Genomic DNA, 15,899 nt, shown 5'->3' on the forward strand with positions numbered 1-15,899 from the left:
AAATAACCTATAAATTAGGTTACAGCTAACAATATCCTTCAAAGAAATGAGTACATTCAAAACAGAGAACAATCATTTATAATCGGATGGATTAGATCACGAATCGTATCACTACCTCACTTAAAATGGGCGTTTCACAATTCAATATTTTTAAAGAAAAAGTATTCTGTCGAAAAATGATACATTCCAGCAAATTCTAGATATGAACAAATATAATGTCATTGCTTTTTAGCAGTTTATATATATTTGTTAAAGACCTGGAAGGCATATTAATATGACCTTTTGAAAAAAAGACTTTAGTTAACATTCCGAACCACATACATATTATAGGTGTAAGTAACCTTGGAATATCTATACTAATCGTAGAAAAACATAGATAAATATGCTACAGCTTATTAAGTCCTTTGAACAGTAACAGAAGAAATATGAACTAAAACGGAAAGAGGAGATTCAAGTGATTACAAAACCTAGACTTCTTCTAAGTATGGTGGTTAAAAATGAAGAAAATCGTTATCTGCAGAGAGCATTAGAACATCACTTGCCATTTGTAGACCATGTGGTGATTATTGACGATGCAAGTACAGATGGAACAGTAGAATTATGTAAAAAACTATTAAAAAATACTCCCTATACACTTATAGAAAATAAAAATTCTCTGTTTACAAATGAGGTACAGCTTCGTCAAAAACAATGGGAAGAAGCTGTAAAATTGAAACCTGAATGGATTTTAAATTTAGATGCAGACGAAATTTTCGAACCTAATTTCGAACAAGAAATAGGAAATATCTTAACTCATAGTCACTATGATGCGGTTTACTTTCGACTATATGATATGTGGTCAGAGACCCACTATAGAGATGACGATTACTGGAAAGCTCATCATTATTATCGTCCATTTTTAATAAGATATCGTGATGAATTAACGTATAGTTGGAACAATATCCCTTTACATTGCGGAAGATTTCCCAATACCATTTCGCATTTTCCTTATATATGTCATTCATCCAGAATAAAACATTATGGATGGGCTCAAGAAAATGACCGCAAAAAGAAATATAATCGCTATAAAAAGCTAGATCCTGATGCCATATATGGATGGAAGGAACAATATGACTCTATATTAGATCCTAATCCCAATCTAGTGAAATGGGAAGACTAATGGTTCTGGTGCCAAAAATATAACACATGTACAATGAACCTTTACATCTTGAACACAATGATACTATCACCCTACAGGAGATGTGCGATCAGTATGAAAAAGGAAATCTTGTTTAGACCGCAGCACTATCAACCTCCTATTACTTTGAGGTGTCACAGTAAATCTGAAGCACAGTATAGAGAGAAATTATTTTATATAAGAGATGTTCACCAATAAAAAGAAGAAGAACCAATAAATAACTTAAAATTTGAGTAAACGAAAAGGATCCTACCACTCTCGGTAGGATCCTTTTATTTTTAATGAATAATTTTACTTCCTTTTGCGTTCTCAACAAACTTTTCACTTGATTTGTTAATTGGCTTTTTCAGTACTAATGCCGCCACAACTATAATAACTACAAAAGCAGTTAGCACGAGTAAATCTCTAGTTACTATATCCCAAAGCATTCCACCTACAGTTTCACGAATTGCGCTAATTGCGTACGTGAATGGCAAGAATGGATAAATCATTTGGAAGAACGGTGGTGTCATTTCAATTGGGAACGTACCACCCGATCCTGCTACTTGCAGTACAAGTAAAATAATTGCCATCGATTTCCCAACGTTTCCGAAAATAGAAACAAGTGAGTACACGATACAAACAAATACTCCTCCAATAAATAAACTAAATAACACAAACCAGAATTTATCGACTACGTACGTACCGAGTAGGAATATATCCCCCATCGATACGATAAATGCCTGTGAAAGACCTATCGTTAAGAATGTTAGTAAACGTCCGAAGTATATTTCATGGCTCTTATAATTTGCACCCTCTTCATGTACTTCTACCGTTAATAATGAAACCATTAACAACGCGCCTACCCATAATGCAAGCACCGTATAGAATGGTGACATCGCTGAACCGTAGTTCGGCATTGCAAATAATTTATTCTCTTTTAAATTTACTGGATTCGCAAAGTAATCACTTTGCTTTTCAACATCATTTTTCAATAAGCGTATGATGTCTTTTATATCCTCTTCTGATTCAAAATCACGAATTTTATCTGCTAATTCTTTAATCTTTTTCTCAGTAGCTGGCATTTCAGCTTTAATATCTGCTAATTTCTTTCTACCGTCTACTAAGCCTTTTGATGAATCTTCTAGTAACTTCTTCACATCTGGAAGCTTTTTGTCTGCATCATTTAAAATTTGAGTTGTATTTTTCGACATCTCTTTTGTACGAGCGATAGCTGTATTGAAGCCTGGTACAATTTCTGAATCATACGTCGATAATACATCTGTTAATTGAGCTGACCCGTCTTTCGCAGCGTTATTAATACTTTCAATTACATCTTTTGTAGGCTTCTGTCCATTGTTAATAAGGGTAATTCCCTTATTCGTTGCGTCTACACCTTTTTGTAAACTACTTTTCGCTTTATTTAACTTTGCAATTCCATTATTAAGGTTTTTGTCACTATTCACATCTGCTAAAACCTTATTTGTACTTTCTAGAACTGGAATCATATCGTTAATTAAGCCGATGCCAGATTGGAATTGACCATTTAAGCTGTTTAAAGCTACTTTTGTTGAATCTAAACCGTTAATACCTTTGTTTTCTATATCTTCTTTTGCCTTTTGTAAATCTGCTTTTGCACCTTCAAGGCCATTTTTCGCTTTATCGTAATCTGCTTTCGCATTATCATATGCTGCATTCGCATCTACTTTAGCTTGATCTACTGTACTAACTGCTTTTTGATAATCTGCTACAAATGTTTCATTGTAATCTTTTTCAGCTTGATCAATTAATGCATTTGCTGCATCTAATTTTTGATTTGCTACATCTATTACATCTTTCTTTACTTCTTGTCCTGTACCGATAGCATTTACAACATCTTTAATTCCGTTATTCGCATTTTCCATACCATCTTTAAGCTTAGTTAAGTGATCCACTCGTCCTTGGAAAAAGTTTTTACCAAAATCAGTCGTCACGGATTTCTGAAGTTCAGTAAAGAAATTAATAAGATACGCAATGCCATCTGTGCGAGCTTGTAATTGATCTGATACAGCATTTAAATCTTTCTTTGCTTGTTCTGGATCAAATTTTCCATTTTGCAATCCATTTACAACACTTTTCCCATACGCTGTTCCTGCACGGGCTGAACTTAAAACATTATTGACTGTTTGATTAATATTTTGCGCTATGCTCTTATAACCATCACTGTTCAACTTAGAGAGATCTGGTCTTGCAGGGAATTCAGGTAATCCATTCATTCCAGACAAATCTGGAATACTTAAGTCTACACCTGGATTCATTAAAAAGTCAGTAAATGCAGCTGCACTATCCATAACGCCTTTTGCTACTACTAAATCATTTCTTATCGTTCCTGGAGCGTTTTTCAACGTTTGATCTTGGTTCGCAAAGAACTTATCTAAATTTGCCAACGCTTCTTGCCCATCATTTATTACACTCTCTACAACAGGTAAATCTTTTTGTGCTATTTTTACAATATCTTCGGCTTGAGTCGCATCATCTAACGCCTTATCCATAAGTGTATTCATTTCTGGGAACTGAGCTTCTAATTTAAATACAAGATCTTTTACTTTCTCGATACTCGGTAAGTTAGTTTCTAAATCGATTCCAAGTTCATTGAAGATTTTAAAAATCTCACCGTTTGCTGTTTTAACAAAGTTTTTACTAATCTCTTCTGTAAGACCCGATGCACCTTTAGCTGTAATCTTCGGTGCAATGGCATTCACCTTTTCATTTACGTAATAATCAATTTCCGGTTTCTCTGGATTTTCATTCAAGACTGTTGCAATCTTTTCCGAAAAATCTTTTGGGATAGTAATACTTGCAGAATAATCTCCATGCTCTACTCCATAAATTGCTTGCTTTTCATCAACAAACTTCCACCCAAAATTTTTGTCTTTCTTAAGTGAATCTACAATTTCTTCCCCAATGTTAATATCTTTTCCTCTTAAATTTGTCCCAGCATCTTGGTTAGAAACTGCAATCTGAATTCCTTTCGTATTTCCGTAAGGATCCCAAGAAGCTTTAATGTTAAACCATGCATATAACGATGGTAGAACCATCAAACCTAATACAATAACAATTGCAGCCCAATGTTTGGCCACATTCCGTAAATCTGTTTTGTAAATACGCCAAATTTGTTTCATATAAGTTATCACCTAATTATATATTTTTCCTTCTTTAGAAAATGATGCACACATTTTGCAATTATATCACTTTCTACATCGTGGATTAAACGAAAATGCACTATTTTCCATATTAAATATTTCACTTACTTTATTATATAACGAAGTAAGTAAAAACATGAATACAAAATGACCGAATCGGTTTTACATTCAGTAACAACAAATATATAGGAAATGTCATAAAAAATACAAGTATTTTCTCTTGGAAATACTTGTATTTCTAAAAAAATCCTCACAGATTTTTATTATCTGTGAGGATTTCTTCTATTATATATCTAATTGAACTTCTACACCGAAATGATCTGAAATTACGTTTCGGTTTGTAGCATTAAAAATAACTTTTGAAGAACGAACAGTTTTATTTTGGTTACACAGTATTAAATCGATTCGCAAATTATGTTTATTTTCATCCCAACCAGCAATTTCGCCTTGGACAGTTGTTCCTTCATCCTTCTCTATTGCTAGTTCATATGTGTCATACAAACCTTTTTGCATCATATACTCATAACCCTCGCCTTCCAAACGAGCATTGTTATTAAAATCACCCATTAAAAAGGAAAGTTCATTGCTATTTACCCGCTCCATCAAACGATCAACTTGACCTTTAAATGACTCTTCTTCATCATTCCACCAACCGAGATGGCAAGAGTAAAACGTTATATTCTTACCATTATAAGCAATTGTTGCACTTACAATTTTGCGTGTTTTCCAATACGTTGTATCTTTGTTTTCTGATACAAAGAACGTATCTTCTTTTATAATAGTATGCTTTGTTATAATCGCTAATCCTTCTTCGTACACATCATAACCAATATGAGAGAAATCCCAAGTAATATTGTAATCTTTTACATATAACGCTTTTAACTCTTCTAATAGTAAAAGTCCAAAATTATCTTCTTTCTTGTTACCGCATACATTTCCAGCCTGTATCGACTGACTTACTTCTTGCAATGCGATGACATCATACTCTTCTTCTTGAATGACTTTAGCAAGATATTTTATCTTTTCCATTTGATTCTCTTCTTGCCAAGAGTGACAATTTAAAGTTAGCAATTTCATATTATTACGCACCTAACATATCTTGAATGTCTGACTTTAATACGTCAGCTTTCGGGCCATATACTGCTTGTACCCCTTTATCTTTTACAATAAGTCCTAAAGCACCATTTTGTTTCCACTGTGCTTCTGGCGCAACAACATCTAAATCTTTTACTGTTACACGTAAACGTGTCATACAAGCATCTACGTCAGCAATATTATCTTTTCCACCTAATAAATCAATAACTTTTGTTGCTAATGAACCATCTTGTACATTTCCTGTTCCTTCTGATGACTCGTCTTCATTATCAATATAGTTACCTGCACGTCCTGGTGTTGGTAAATTGAATTTTTTAATTAAGAAATTGAATAATGTAAAGTTAAGACCGAAGAACACCAATGAAACAATAACAAAGTTGATTAAGTCTCTTGTTAAACCTGCGTTAACCATCATTGGTGTACGAGTAATTAACTCAATAAATCCGAATGCATGAACACGTAAATGAATTACATCTGCTAATGCGAATGCAAGACCTGTTGTAATTGCGTATACAACATATAATACTGGTGCAATAAACATAAACATGAATTCAATCGGTTCTGTAACACCTGTTAAGAATACTGCTAATGCAGCTGATAAGAACATTGGTTTATATTTTGCACGCTTATCTTTATCTACGTTACGGAACATCGCGAATGCGATACCCATTAAAGCTGCTGATGAACCAATAACTTGTCCGGCTTTGAAACGAGCTGGTACAACGTTATTTAATAAGTCGTTATATGCTTTCGTATCTCCACTTGCTAATAAGTTATTTAAGTCTGTAATCCATGCAAGCCATAATGGATCTTGTCCTGCTACAACTTGTCCAACTTTTGAGCCAGTTAACATTGTATATGTTCCACCTAGCTCTGTGTAGTTCATCGGAATCGTTAACATATGATGTAATCCAAATGGTAATAATAAACGCTCTAACGTTCCGTATACAAATGGTGCAACAACTGGCGCACTATCCTTTGAAGCTGCAATCCAGCGACCAAATTCATTTAATCCACTTTGGATGAATGGCCATAAAAGTGATAATACAATTGCAGTGACTGTAGACCAAACAATTACAACGAATGGTACGAATCGTTTTCCGTTAAAGAATGCTAATGCCTGTGGCAGTTTGTTATAGTTATAATATTTGTTATATAAAGTAGCTCCTAAGAAACCTGTGATAATCCCTACAAAAACTCCCATGTTTAATGCTGGTGCACCAAGTACAGAAGTGAAGTAATCTTTTACAAGTAAATCTCCTGCTAATACTGAAGACACTGTCGCTTTTGAATCCGCTAACATTTCAGTATTTACGCCAAATATAGCTCCTGTAATTCTGTTTGTTAAGACGAATGCTAATAGTGCTGCAAATGCACCACCTGCGCGATCTTTCGCCCAAGATCCCCCAATCGCTACTGCGAATAAGATGTGTAGATTCGTAATGATTGCCCAACCGATGTCTTCCATTACGCGAGCAATTGTATGAACTGCGTTAATATCCCCAGCAGACATCCCAATTAACTTACCGATAGAAATCATTAAACCAGCTGCTGGCATTACAGCTACAACAACTAATAATGCTTTCCCGAACTTTTGCCAAAAATCAAAAGACGTAATTTTCATCTGTTCTTCCTCCCCTTTATTTATAACAACATAACGATTTAAATTATAATTTCTGTTTCTTTTGTGAAAACGATTCCTTACAGAACTTTATTTTCATCTCTTTACGCAACCGTTTTCATAAATCTATTTTAATAAAAGCGTTTTCACTTTGCAATAGAAATTTATTTTTTTTCATAAAAAAAGATGCTCCAGGAGCACCCTTTTTTATTATGAAATGCGATAAACCCTTGTTTCATAAGGTTTTAACGTGATTGAAGTTACTTGTTCATGTTCCGCAACTTCATAGTTATTTAAGAGCAAACGTTTGCGTTCTAGTGCGAATGAACTCTCATTATACACAGCTTCCTCTTTTGAGATATTACTAATTACAACGATTTTTTCATCGTTTAATGTACGAGTATATGCATAAATTTGCGTATCATCTTCTAAAAGTAAATCGTACGTACCGTAGTTCAATACATCGTGCTCTTTTTTCAAGGCAATCATTTTTTTATAGAAATTGAAAATAGAGTTTTCTTCATTCTTTTGCTTCTCAACATTAATTTCTTTGTAGTTCGGATTCATACCAAACCAAGGTGCACCTATTGTAAAGCCTGCATTCATCTCATCGTTCCACTGCATAGGTGTACGTGAATTATCACGGCAAGAAGCCCATATAATTTCCATCATATCTTGATGTGATACTCCTTCTGCAATTTTCTCACGATATAAGTTTTTAATTGCCACATCATCATAATCTTCAATATTTGGGAATTGAACATTTGTCATACCAATTTCTTGTCCTTGATAAATAAACGGTGTACCATGCATAAAGAAATACATCGCTCCTAGAGCTGTTGCACTTTCACGCCAAAATTGTTTATCATCTCCCCACGTTGAAACGATACGTGGCTTATCGTGATTCTCGATGTATAAAGCATTCCACCCTTTATTTTCTAACCCTTTTTGCCATTTCGTTAATACCTTTTTCAATCCTACAACATCAAGATCTTTCTTCTTTTCTGCATCCCATAAGCTTAAATGTTCAAACTGGAATACCATATTGAATTTACCTTGCTCTTCTCCAACCCAAAGCTCAGCATCTTCAATCTTAACGCCATTTGCTTCACCAACAGTCATAATGTCGTACTTAGAAAATGTATTTTCTTTTAACTCTTCTAATAAAGGTTGAATACCATCCACATTCATATGCTTATCAAAAGATGGTACATATTTTAATTCTTTTGGATTTGGCATATCCTTGAAGCCATCTTCTTTTTTAATATGGCTGATCGCATCAACACGGAAACCATCAATTCCTTTATCCAGCCACCAATTAACCGTATCATATAATACTTCGCGAACTTCTTTATTCTCCCAGTTCAAATCTGGTTGTTTACGCGAGAATAAATGTAAATAATATTGTCCTGTTACTTCATCATATTCCCATGCCGAACCATTAAAAATACTTTCCCAGTTGTTTGGTTCTACGCCATCTTTACCATCCTGCCAAATATACCAATCACGCTTCGGATTGTCTTTAGATGAACGAGATTCAATAAACCATGGATGTTCATCACTCGTATGATTAATAACTAAATCAATAATAAGCTTCATATCACGCTTATGAACTTCATCTAGTAAAGCATCAAAATCTGCCATTGTACCAAACTCATCCATAATATCTTGATAATCACTAATATCATAACCATTATCATCATTAGGTGACTTATACATTGGGCAAATCCAAATTACATCTATACCTAGATCTTTTAAATAATCCAGTTTTGCGATAATACCTTGTAAATCTCCAATACCATCACCATTTGAATCCATAAAGCTACGTGGATAAATTTGATAAGCAACCGCTTCTTTCCACCATGTCTTATTCATAATAATTCTCTCCTTTTGCATCCCATCGGAAAATTTATGCAAACGTTTTCGTAACACTATCATAACAAAATATGAATAGTTTGCAACTGTTTTCATTGAACTCTATGTAGATTCCTTATTCTTATGCTTTATTTATTTCTCACTAAAGCAAATCTCATTCTGTACCTCCTCTTGTCCACGCACGTTACATACACTTTTCATACATTAATACAAAGCTCTGATTTTTTAGAAAGGAGTGTTAAATTGAAACAAGTAAAATTAACAGGTCGTATCGTTGTGCCCTCAGATCCTAACTATGACGTAGCCCGAATGAATTTAAATTTAAGTATTCCAAAACTCCCTTGTATTATTGTTTTTTGCCAAAATAAAAATGATGTGTGTAACGCCTTAAAATGGGCACGCGAACATCATGTACCATTTCGCTTAAGAAGCGGACGTCATAGCTATGAAAATTTTTCTCTTTTAAATAGAGGACTTATTATTGACGTGAGTGAAATGCATCGTATTACTGTTAATACGGATAAATTAACAGCAACAATTGAAGCTGGTGCAAACCTTGGCACTGTTTATAAAGAGCTCTGGAAGTATGGTGTGACAATACCAGCTGGTACAAGTGCAAGCGTTGGAATTGTTGGATTAACACTTGGCGGTGGCATCGGTATGCTTTCACGCTTATTTGGATTAACATGTGATCAATTAGTAGAAGTTGAAATGGTACAAGCGTGTGGTAAATTTGGAGCAAAAATCATTCGTGCAAACGAACATGAAAACCATAACTTATTTTGGGCGTGCCGCGGTGGTGGTGGTGGAAACTTCGGAATTATTACTTCTTTAACTTTTCGAGTACACCCTATAAAAAATGTATCAATCTTCTCACTTACGTGGGAATGGAAAGATTTTATCGCTGCATTTCAAGCTTGGCAAAACTGGGCGCCTTATATAGACGAACGTCTCACTTCATCAATTGAATTATTCACAAAGCAACAAAACAAAATTGAAGCACAAGGTGAGTTTGTTGGCTCTCCCTCTGAACTCCATTCCTTATTATCTCCTCTTCTTGAAACTGGTACCCCCTCTCCCTTTATAGATGAAGTTCCTTATATAAAGGCTGTTGAATTTTTCAACAGTGGTAACATCCCTGAAAACTTCAAGCGCTCCGGTTCCTACGTATATAAACCTATTCCTCTTAAAGGAATTCAAATCATGCAACATTTTCTTTCTCATGCACCAAATAAAGATGCGAGTATTTGGCACCAATCACTCGTAGGTGCTGTTGAAAATATTCCGCCTACTGAAACAGCTTATTTCCATCGCAAAGCAATTATTGCTCAAGAATACATTACCTCTTGGAAATGTGATGATGAAGAAAATCGAAATATACGCTGGGTTAAAGATTTACGAGAGAGCTTAGATCCTTATACACTAGGTGACTATGTCAATTGGCCCGATATCGATATTAAAAATTGGCAAACTAGTTATTATGGTCCTAACTTTCAAAGGTTGCGTAAAGTGAAAACCATATATGACCCTTGCAATGTTTTTCGTTTTCAACAAAGTATCCCACCCTTTCATACGTAAAAAAGAGATAACATAAAAAATCATCCAATACGCCGTTGCCTCGCAGCATGTTGGATGATTCAAGTTGATTTTCTATACCGTGTCAAATTATTGCTCCTACTCATGAACTTTCAATTATAGATTAATTGTACTGCTCATTATTTTCATGCAATGAATATAATTTAATATTTGGTACTTTATCTTTTTCAATACCACTACTATAAACAGCAGGAATTTGAAATTCGAATTGCTTTGTCTCATGTTTTTGTAAATAGACTGGTTTCGGTACCGGATAACTTTTTGAATTCTCGTTTCCATTATCATATAAAACAACTTTTAATGCTTGTGAATGATTATGATAATTTTTTAAAACAACAGTGCACTTTTGTTCGATATCCTCTCCATTTTTCTCCATTCTACACTGGCTATCTTCTTTTTTATATTCTATTGCTTCTACCCCTGTTTTTCCTGCGTAGTACCATGTTTTATTCAATGTCTGGAGGATGTTATTTAAAATAAACGGCATCATTAAAATCAAAATACTAATGCCTACTACTTTTATCTTATTCATTTTTCTAAATGTACTAGATTCTTTTTTCCCTAGCCATTTTACAAATAATATAAATGCGATTACATGTAGTACGAAAGAAAGAATTAATATATTTGAAACTTTATAATCCATATAAATATATGTATGTACCGGAACCTTATAGACATTAAATAATTTTTCTCCAATTAATTCATTATCATTTGGAAGCTTTAATAATAACAAAACCCCTATGCTGTAACAAATAGCTACTAATCGATCGTACTCGATTCGGACCATTCTTTCTCCCCTTTCCTTTTCTTTTTTATTATCGATTTTAGCTATTATTACCATATAATACAACCTGTTTATAGAGGATGACGTAAAAAAATCCCTTATAAATATATAAAGGACCTTATTAATATACACTGTATATTAGAAAATCAATATTTAGTTTTCACATAGAAATTTCCTCAAAATATGTTGGATTATGTATTGTAATTTTTTTATCCAAAATAGTAACTATACTGTCATTTTTTAATTGTTTTAATACGCCACTCACTGTCTCTCGAGACGTACCAGATATTTTCGATATTTCAATGGTTGTAAGTGGACATGAAATGACAACCGTTTCACCACTCTTTTCTCCTAAATCCTGCATTAAATAATTTAATGTTTGAATAACCCGATCTTGTGCATTAGGAATTGTAATATTTTGCACTCGATTTTCGTTCAGTTTTAATATCGATGATAATTGCTGAACAACGTGCATTAATTGCGTTCTACTAGATTTCACCATATCTTCGAAAATTACTGTCGGAATATAATATACCTCTACATCTGTCATCGCTTCTGCTGTATAATTATATCCTCTGTCTGCAAACATACCGCTATACGGAAAAATAGAATACCGCTTTACATAGTCATCATATAATAAATTCCCACTTTGATTCACCCGCTCTAACTTTACAAAACCATCTAACATGAAGTAAATTCTTTCTCTTGAATCCCCTTCTAAAAATAAAAATTGACCCTTTTTATAAGTTCGCCAATAGACAAACTCCGTCAAACCTTTCAATTTTTTTTCTGTTAAATGAGCAAATAATTCAAACTGCTTTAAATCTTTAACTACGTTCCGTCTATTCATAGGACTCCCTCTCTCTTGCTGTATGTTGGAGCGAAAAACCGAGAAAGCGTATTCAAATTAAATTTTATCATAGTTAACTTGCATATTTGAATTTTATCATGAAAACTTTATGAACAATGCTTACAAAAATATTAATAAATAAAAAGAATGAAGTTAGTACTCCATTCTTTTTTTACTAGATAAGTAGCGTACATAATTATTTAAACATACATGCATACATTCTGTTTAGAAATAATAGTACCAGCCCTTTCTTCTAGTGCTTCATATACTTTTTCTAAAGACGTAATAATTGTTTTTCTTTTTGGATCTGTATTAACAAAATTAATAGCAGCTTCAATTTTTGGAAGCATACTTCCCGCAGCAAATTGTTTTTCTTCAATGTATTCTTCTAATTGATTCACTGTGACATGCTCTAATTTCTTTTGATTCAGTTGATTATAATTTACATACACATGATCAACTGCAGTTAAAATTACGAGCGTATCAGCATCTACTAATTCAGCTAATTTCTGCGCAGCGAAATCTTTATCGATAACGGCTTCAGTTCCTTTTAAGCCTTCTTCGGAATCAATTACTGGAATTCCACCACCGCCAACAGCTATCACTATATTTCCCTCTTCGACCAAAGAATTAATCACTTTATGTTCATGAATACATACAGGCTTCGGTGATGGAACAACACGTCTCCATCCTCTACCAGCATCCTCTTTAAACACTGCTTTTGTTTCTTTCATTAATCTTCTTGCTTCTTCTTCTGTATAAAAAGGACCAATTGGTTTAGTCGGATTTTTAAATGCTTCATCTTTTTCATCTACAACAACACGTGTTATAACCGTTGCTACGTCTTTTTTTATATTCCGTTTTTTCAATGCCTTTTCAATCGCATTTTCCATCCAATACCCAATCATCCCTTGGCTCATTGCACCACAAGTATCTAATGGCATTGCAGGTGTCTTTTCCGTTTCTGCAGCTTTTTGCTGCAATAAAATATTCCCCACTTGTGGGCCGTTTCCATGCGCAATTACTATATCCACATCATTTTCCATTATTTTCACGAGTTGTTCTGCTGTTTTTTCCAGCGCTTCTTGCTGTGCTCCCGCAGTAGCTTTTCCAGACTGTATCGCATTTCCCCCTAGTGCAACTACAATTTTTCTTCGTGTCATATTTCAGCCCTCCAGTTTATTTCGTCTTCACAGCACTTATAAAGCAATACTGCCTGTAATTAAACCATAAATCGCAAAAAATGCTAAAGCACCAATTGCTACCGATGATGCTAATTCCACTCGAGTAAATATTTTCTTCGAACTCTTTTGCTTTTGAACATTGTAAAAAATATAAATACCTGGCGCATATAAAATCATTGTTAATAATAAATAATCTAAACCGGCTGCATAAACTAACCACACACCATAAATACTTGCTATCAAGCCAATTATTATATTTTTATTTCGATCTGCTTCTTCAGATTTTAAACTATGCTTCAATTGATAAAATGCTGAAAAAGCATATGGGATTAAAATAGCTGAAGATGCTAAAGAGAATGCAAAGTTATACGCCTGAGCAGAAACGACGAATGTTAATAAGAACGTTTGAATTAAGCCATTTGTTATCCATAATGAATTTACTGGAGCCTTATTTTTATTTTCTTTTGCGAACCATTTTGGAAATACTCCATCTTTAGCTGCTAAATATGGAATTTCAGAAGCAAGCAACGTCCAACCTAACCAAGCACCTAATACTGAGATAACTAAACCTAGATTAATAAATATAGCACCCCATTTTCCAACAACACTTTCAAATAAATAAGCCATAGACGGATTTTTCAAATTAGCAATATCTGCTTGCTGCATAAGCCCAAGAGACAGTAATGTAATTAATATGTAAATAATGAGTGTACCAATTAAGCCAATAACTGTTGCTTTCCCTACATCACTTCTATTTTTTGCTCGACTAGATAGAACAACAGCTCCTTCTACTCCAATGAACACCCATAAAGTTACAAGCATTGTACTTTTAACTTGGCTGCCAACCGCTCCCCATGAAAAGGAACCAGTTTGCCCCCAAAATCCATCTAAGAACGTATCCATATGAAACGCTAAGATTCCTACAACAATAAATACAAATACAGGTACTAATTTTGCAATTGTAGTTACTAAATTCACAAGTGCCGCTGATTGAACTCCACGTAAAATTAACATGTGGACACACCATAATAATATGCTTGCACCAATAATGGATGCTACATTTTGACCGCCTTCAAAAATCGGGAAGAAATACCCTAATGAAGAAAACAATAATGTACCGTAAGCTACATTACCAAGCCAAGCAGATAGCCAATATCCCCACGCACTATTAAAACCCATGAAATTACCAAATCCTGCTTTTGCGTAACTAAAAATACCACCATCTAAATCTGGCCGCTTTACAGTTAAATTTTGAAATGATAATCCCAGCGCGATCATCCCAATTCCTGTTATAACCCAACCTATAATAATGGCTCCGGCACCAGCACCTTTTGCCATATCACTTGCTAAATTAAATGCTCCACCACCGATCATCGAACCGACTACAAGAGCCGTTAAAGTAAACAATCCTAATTTCTTATCTTCACCCATTCCACTCACCTCTCTTTAATTGCAATAACAATTCGAAAACAATAGTGAATGATAGTGTCTAACGGAGGAGAAAGAAGAAAGGAGAACTCCCTTTCTTCTTTACTCCATGTTTCCTAAAGTCGCTGCCATAACCGCTTTAATTGTATGCATTCTATTTTCAGCCTGATCAAATACTTTTGAATGTTTACTGCGGAATACTTCGTCAGTTACCTCCATTTCTTTCAACCCATATTTCTCATAAACTTCCTCACCATACATCGTTTCAACATCATGAAATGCAGGTAAACAATGTAAGAAAATCACGTTTTCATTACCTGTTTCTTTAATCATTTTCATATTTACTTGATAAGGTTTCAATAACTCGACACGTTCAGCAAATTTTTCTTCTTCTCCCATAGACACCCATACATCTGTATAGATTACATCTGCATTCGCAACAGCTTCTTCCACATTACTTGTTACCATTACCTGTTCATTATATTTTTTTGCTAAGTCAATTACCTCTTGCTCTGGCCATAAAGATTCTGGTGTACAAATACGTACATCCATTCCCATGATTGCTCCGCCAACTAGTAAGCTATTAGCAACATTATTTCGTCCATCTCCAACGTAAACGAGTTTCACATTTTCTAATTTACCTACATGTTCCCTAATAGTTAATAAATCTGCCAGTGTCTGTGTTGGATGCCACATATCTGTTAATCCATTCCACACAGGCACACCAGAATTTTGTGCCAAACATTCTACAGTTGCATGATTAAATCCACGAAATTCAATTCCGTCAAACATGCGCCCTAACACTTTTGCTGTATCCTCTACGGATTCTTTTTTCCCAAGCTGAATATCACCTTTTCCTAAATATTCAGGGTTCGCACCTAAATCTGTACACGCTACTGTAAATGCACATCGCGTACGAGTAGAGGTTTTTTCAAATAAGAGTGCTACATTTTTATCTTCTAAGTAATGATGTGGGACACCATTTTTCTTTTTCTCTTTTAATTCTGCTGCTAAATCTAGAAAATATAATAATTCTTCTTGTGTAAAATCTTTTTCTGCTAGAAAGCTTCTTCCTTTTAAATTTGGTTTAGTCATTAACATACTTCATCCCTACTCTCTCCGTTATTT

Annotated in this window: 11 protein-coding genes; 2 read left to right on the forward strand and 9 right to left on the reverse strand. The window is 34.2% G+C overall.

Annotated features, from left to right (window positions below):
- Nucleotides 1-454 precede the first annotated feature (454 nt).
- On the forward strand, nt 455-1,159 hold the full coding sequence (locus tag ACQKNI_RS21200) for a glycosyltransferase family 2 protein (RefSeq protein ID WP_240522867.1): 705 nt from the start codon (nt 455-457) through the stop codon (nt 1,157-1,159).
- Between the two features lie 296 nt (nt 1,160-1,455).
- Here ACQKNI_RS21200 and ACQKNI_RS21205 read toward each other — a convergent pair whose 3' ends face one another.
- The 4 genes from ACQKNI_RS21205 to ACQKNI_RS21220 all read right to left on the reverse strand — a co-directional run bounded on the left by ACQKNI_RS21205 (nt 1,456) and on the right by ACQKNI_RS21220 (nt 8,929).
- Nucleotides 1,456-4,317, reverse strand: coding sequence for a YhgE/Pip domain-containing protein (locus ACQKNI_RS21205; protein WP_098841161.1), 2,862 nt, complete (start codon nt 4,315-4,317; stop codon nt 1,456-1,458).
- A gap of 306 nt (nt 4,318-4,623) precedes the next feature.
- Nucleotides 4,624-5,415, reverse strand: coding sequence for an endonuclease/exonuclease/phosphatase family protein (locus ACQKNI_RS21210; protein ID WP_088231779.1), 792 nt, complete (start codon nt 5,413-5,415; stop codon nt 4,624-4,626).
- A gap of 4 nt (nt 5,416-5,419) precedes the next feature.
- The gene (locus ACQKNI_RS21215) at nt 5,420-7,057 is read right to left on the reverse strand and encodes a PTS transporter subunit IIBC (RefSeq protein ID WP_088231780.1); all 1,638 of its coding nucleotides are present in this window, start codon (nt 7,055-7,057) and stop codon (nt 5,420-5,422) included.
- 207 nt (nt 7,058-7,264) lie between these two features.
- A complete protein-coding gene (locus ACQKNI_RS21220) occupies nt 7,265-8,929 on the reverse strand; it encodes a glycoside hydrolase family 13 protein (RefSeq protein WP_088231781.1) in 1,665 nt (554 codons plus the stop codon).
- A 243-nt stretch (nt 8,930-9,172) separates the two neighbouring features.
- Between ACQKNI_RS21220 and ACQKNI_RS21225 the strand changes: the two genes are divergently transcribed.
- Complete coding sequence (locus tag ACQKNI_RS21225; protein ID WP_098253124.1) at nt 9,173-10,507, forward strand: FAD-binding oxidoreductase; 1,335 nt, start codon at nt 9,173-9,175, stop codon at nt 10,505-10,507.
- Nucleotides 10,508-10,628: 121 nt separating this feature from the next.
- On the opposite strand, the gene ACQKNI_RS21230 is transcribed toward ACQKNI_RS21225, so the two are convergent.
- From ACQKNI_RS21230 to argF, 5 genes are all read right to left on the reverse strand, one after another.
- Nucleotides 10,629-11,312, reverse strand: coding sequence for an ABC transporter permease (locus ACQKNI_RS21230; protein WP_098253123.1), 684 nt, complete (start codon nt 11,310-11,312; stop codon nt 10,629-10,631).
- A gap of 157 nt (nt 11,313-11,469) precedes the next feature.
- On the reverse strand, nt 11,470-12,159 hold the full coding sequence (locus ACQKNI_RS21235) for a Crp/Fnr family transcriptional regulator (protein WP_088231784.1): 690 nt from the start codon (nt 12,157-12,159) through the stop codon (nt 11,470-11,472).
- Between the two features lie 200 nt (nt 12,160-12,359).
- Nucleotides 12,360-13,322: a carbamate kinase gene (arcC, locus tag ACQKNI_RS21240; RefSeq protein WP_088231785.1), complete on the reverse strand. Its 963-nt coding sequence runs from the start codon at nt 13,320-13,322 to the stop codon at nt 12,360-12,362.
- Nucleotides 13,323-13,358: 36 nt separating this feature from the next.
- Complete coding sequence (gene arcD / locus ACQKNI_RS21245) at nt 13,359-14,774, reverse strand: arginine-ornithine antiporter (RefSeq protein ID WP_088231786.1); 1,416 nt, start codon at nt 14,772-14,774, stop codon at nt 13,359-13,361.
- A gap of 99 nt (nt 14,775-14,873) precedes the next feature.
- Nucleotides 14,874-15,872, reverse strand: a complete 999-nt coding sequence (argF, locus tag ACQKNI_RS21250) for an ornithine carbamoyltransferase (protein ID WP_088231787.1) — start codon at nt 15,870-15,872, stop codon at nt 14,874-14,876.
- Nucleotides 15,873-15,899: the final 27 nt, after the last annotated feature.

This window comes from Bacillus sp. NPDC094064 (genome assembly GCF_050279585.1).
Classification (GTDB): Bacteria; Bacillota; Bacilli; order Bacillales; family Bacillaceae_G; genus Bacillus_A.

Bases quoted from the DNA above. Each gene is read 5' to 3' on its own strand.
- ACQKNI_RS21210 (WP_088231779.1), bottom strand. From the start codon at position 5,415: ATGAAATTGCTAACTTTAAATTGTCACTCTTGGCAAGAAGAGAATCAA.
- ACQKNI_RS21235 (WP_088231784.1), bottom strand. From the start codon at position 12,159: ATGAATAGACGGAACGTAGTTAAAGATTTAAAGCAGTTTGAATTATTT.
- ACQKNI_RS21205 (WP_098841161.1), bottom strand. From the start codon at position 4,317: ATGAAACAAATTTGGCGTATTTACAAAACAGATTTACGGAATGTGGCC.
- ACQKNI_RS21220 (WP_088231781.1), bottom strand. From the start codon at position 8,929: ATGAATAAGACATGGTGGAAAGAAGCGGTTGCTTATCAAATTTATCCA.
- ACQKNI_RS21215 (WP_088231780.1), bottom strand. From the start codon at position 7,057: ATGAAAATTACGTCTTTTGATTTTTGGCAAAAGTTCGGGAAAGCATTA.
- ACQKNI_RS21230 (WP_098253123.1), bottom strand. From the start codon at position 11,312: ATGGTCCGAATCGAGTACGATCGATTAGTAGCTATTTGTTACAGCATA.
- arcC (WP_088231785.1), bottom strand. From the start codon at position 13,322: ATGACACGAAGAAAAATTGTAGTTGCACTAGGGGGAAATGCGATACAG.
- arcD (WP_088231786.1), bottom strand. From the start codon at position 14,774: ATGGGTGAAGATAAGAAATTAGGATTGTTTACTTTAACGGCTCTTGTA.
- argF (WP_088231787.1), bottom strand. From the start codon at position 15,872: ATGTTAATGACTAAACCAAATTTAAAAGGAAGAAGCTTTCTAGCAGAA.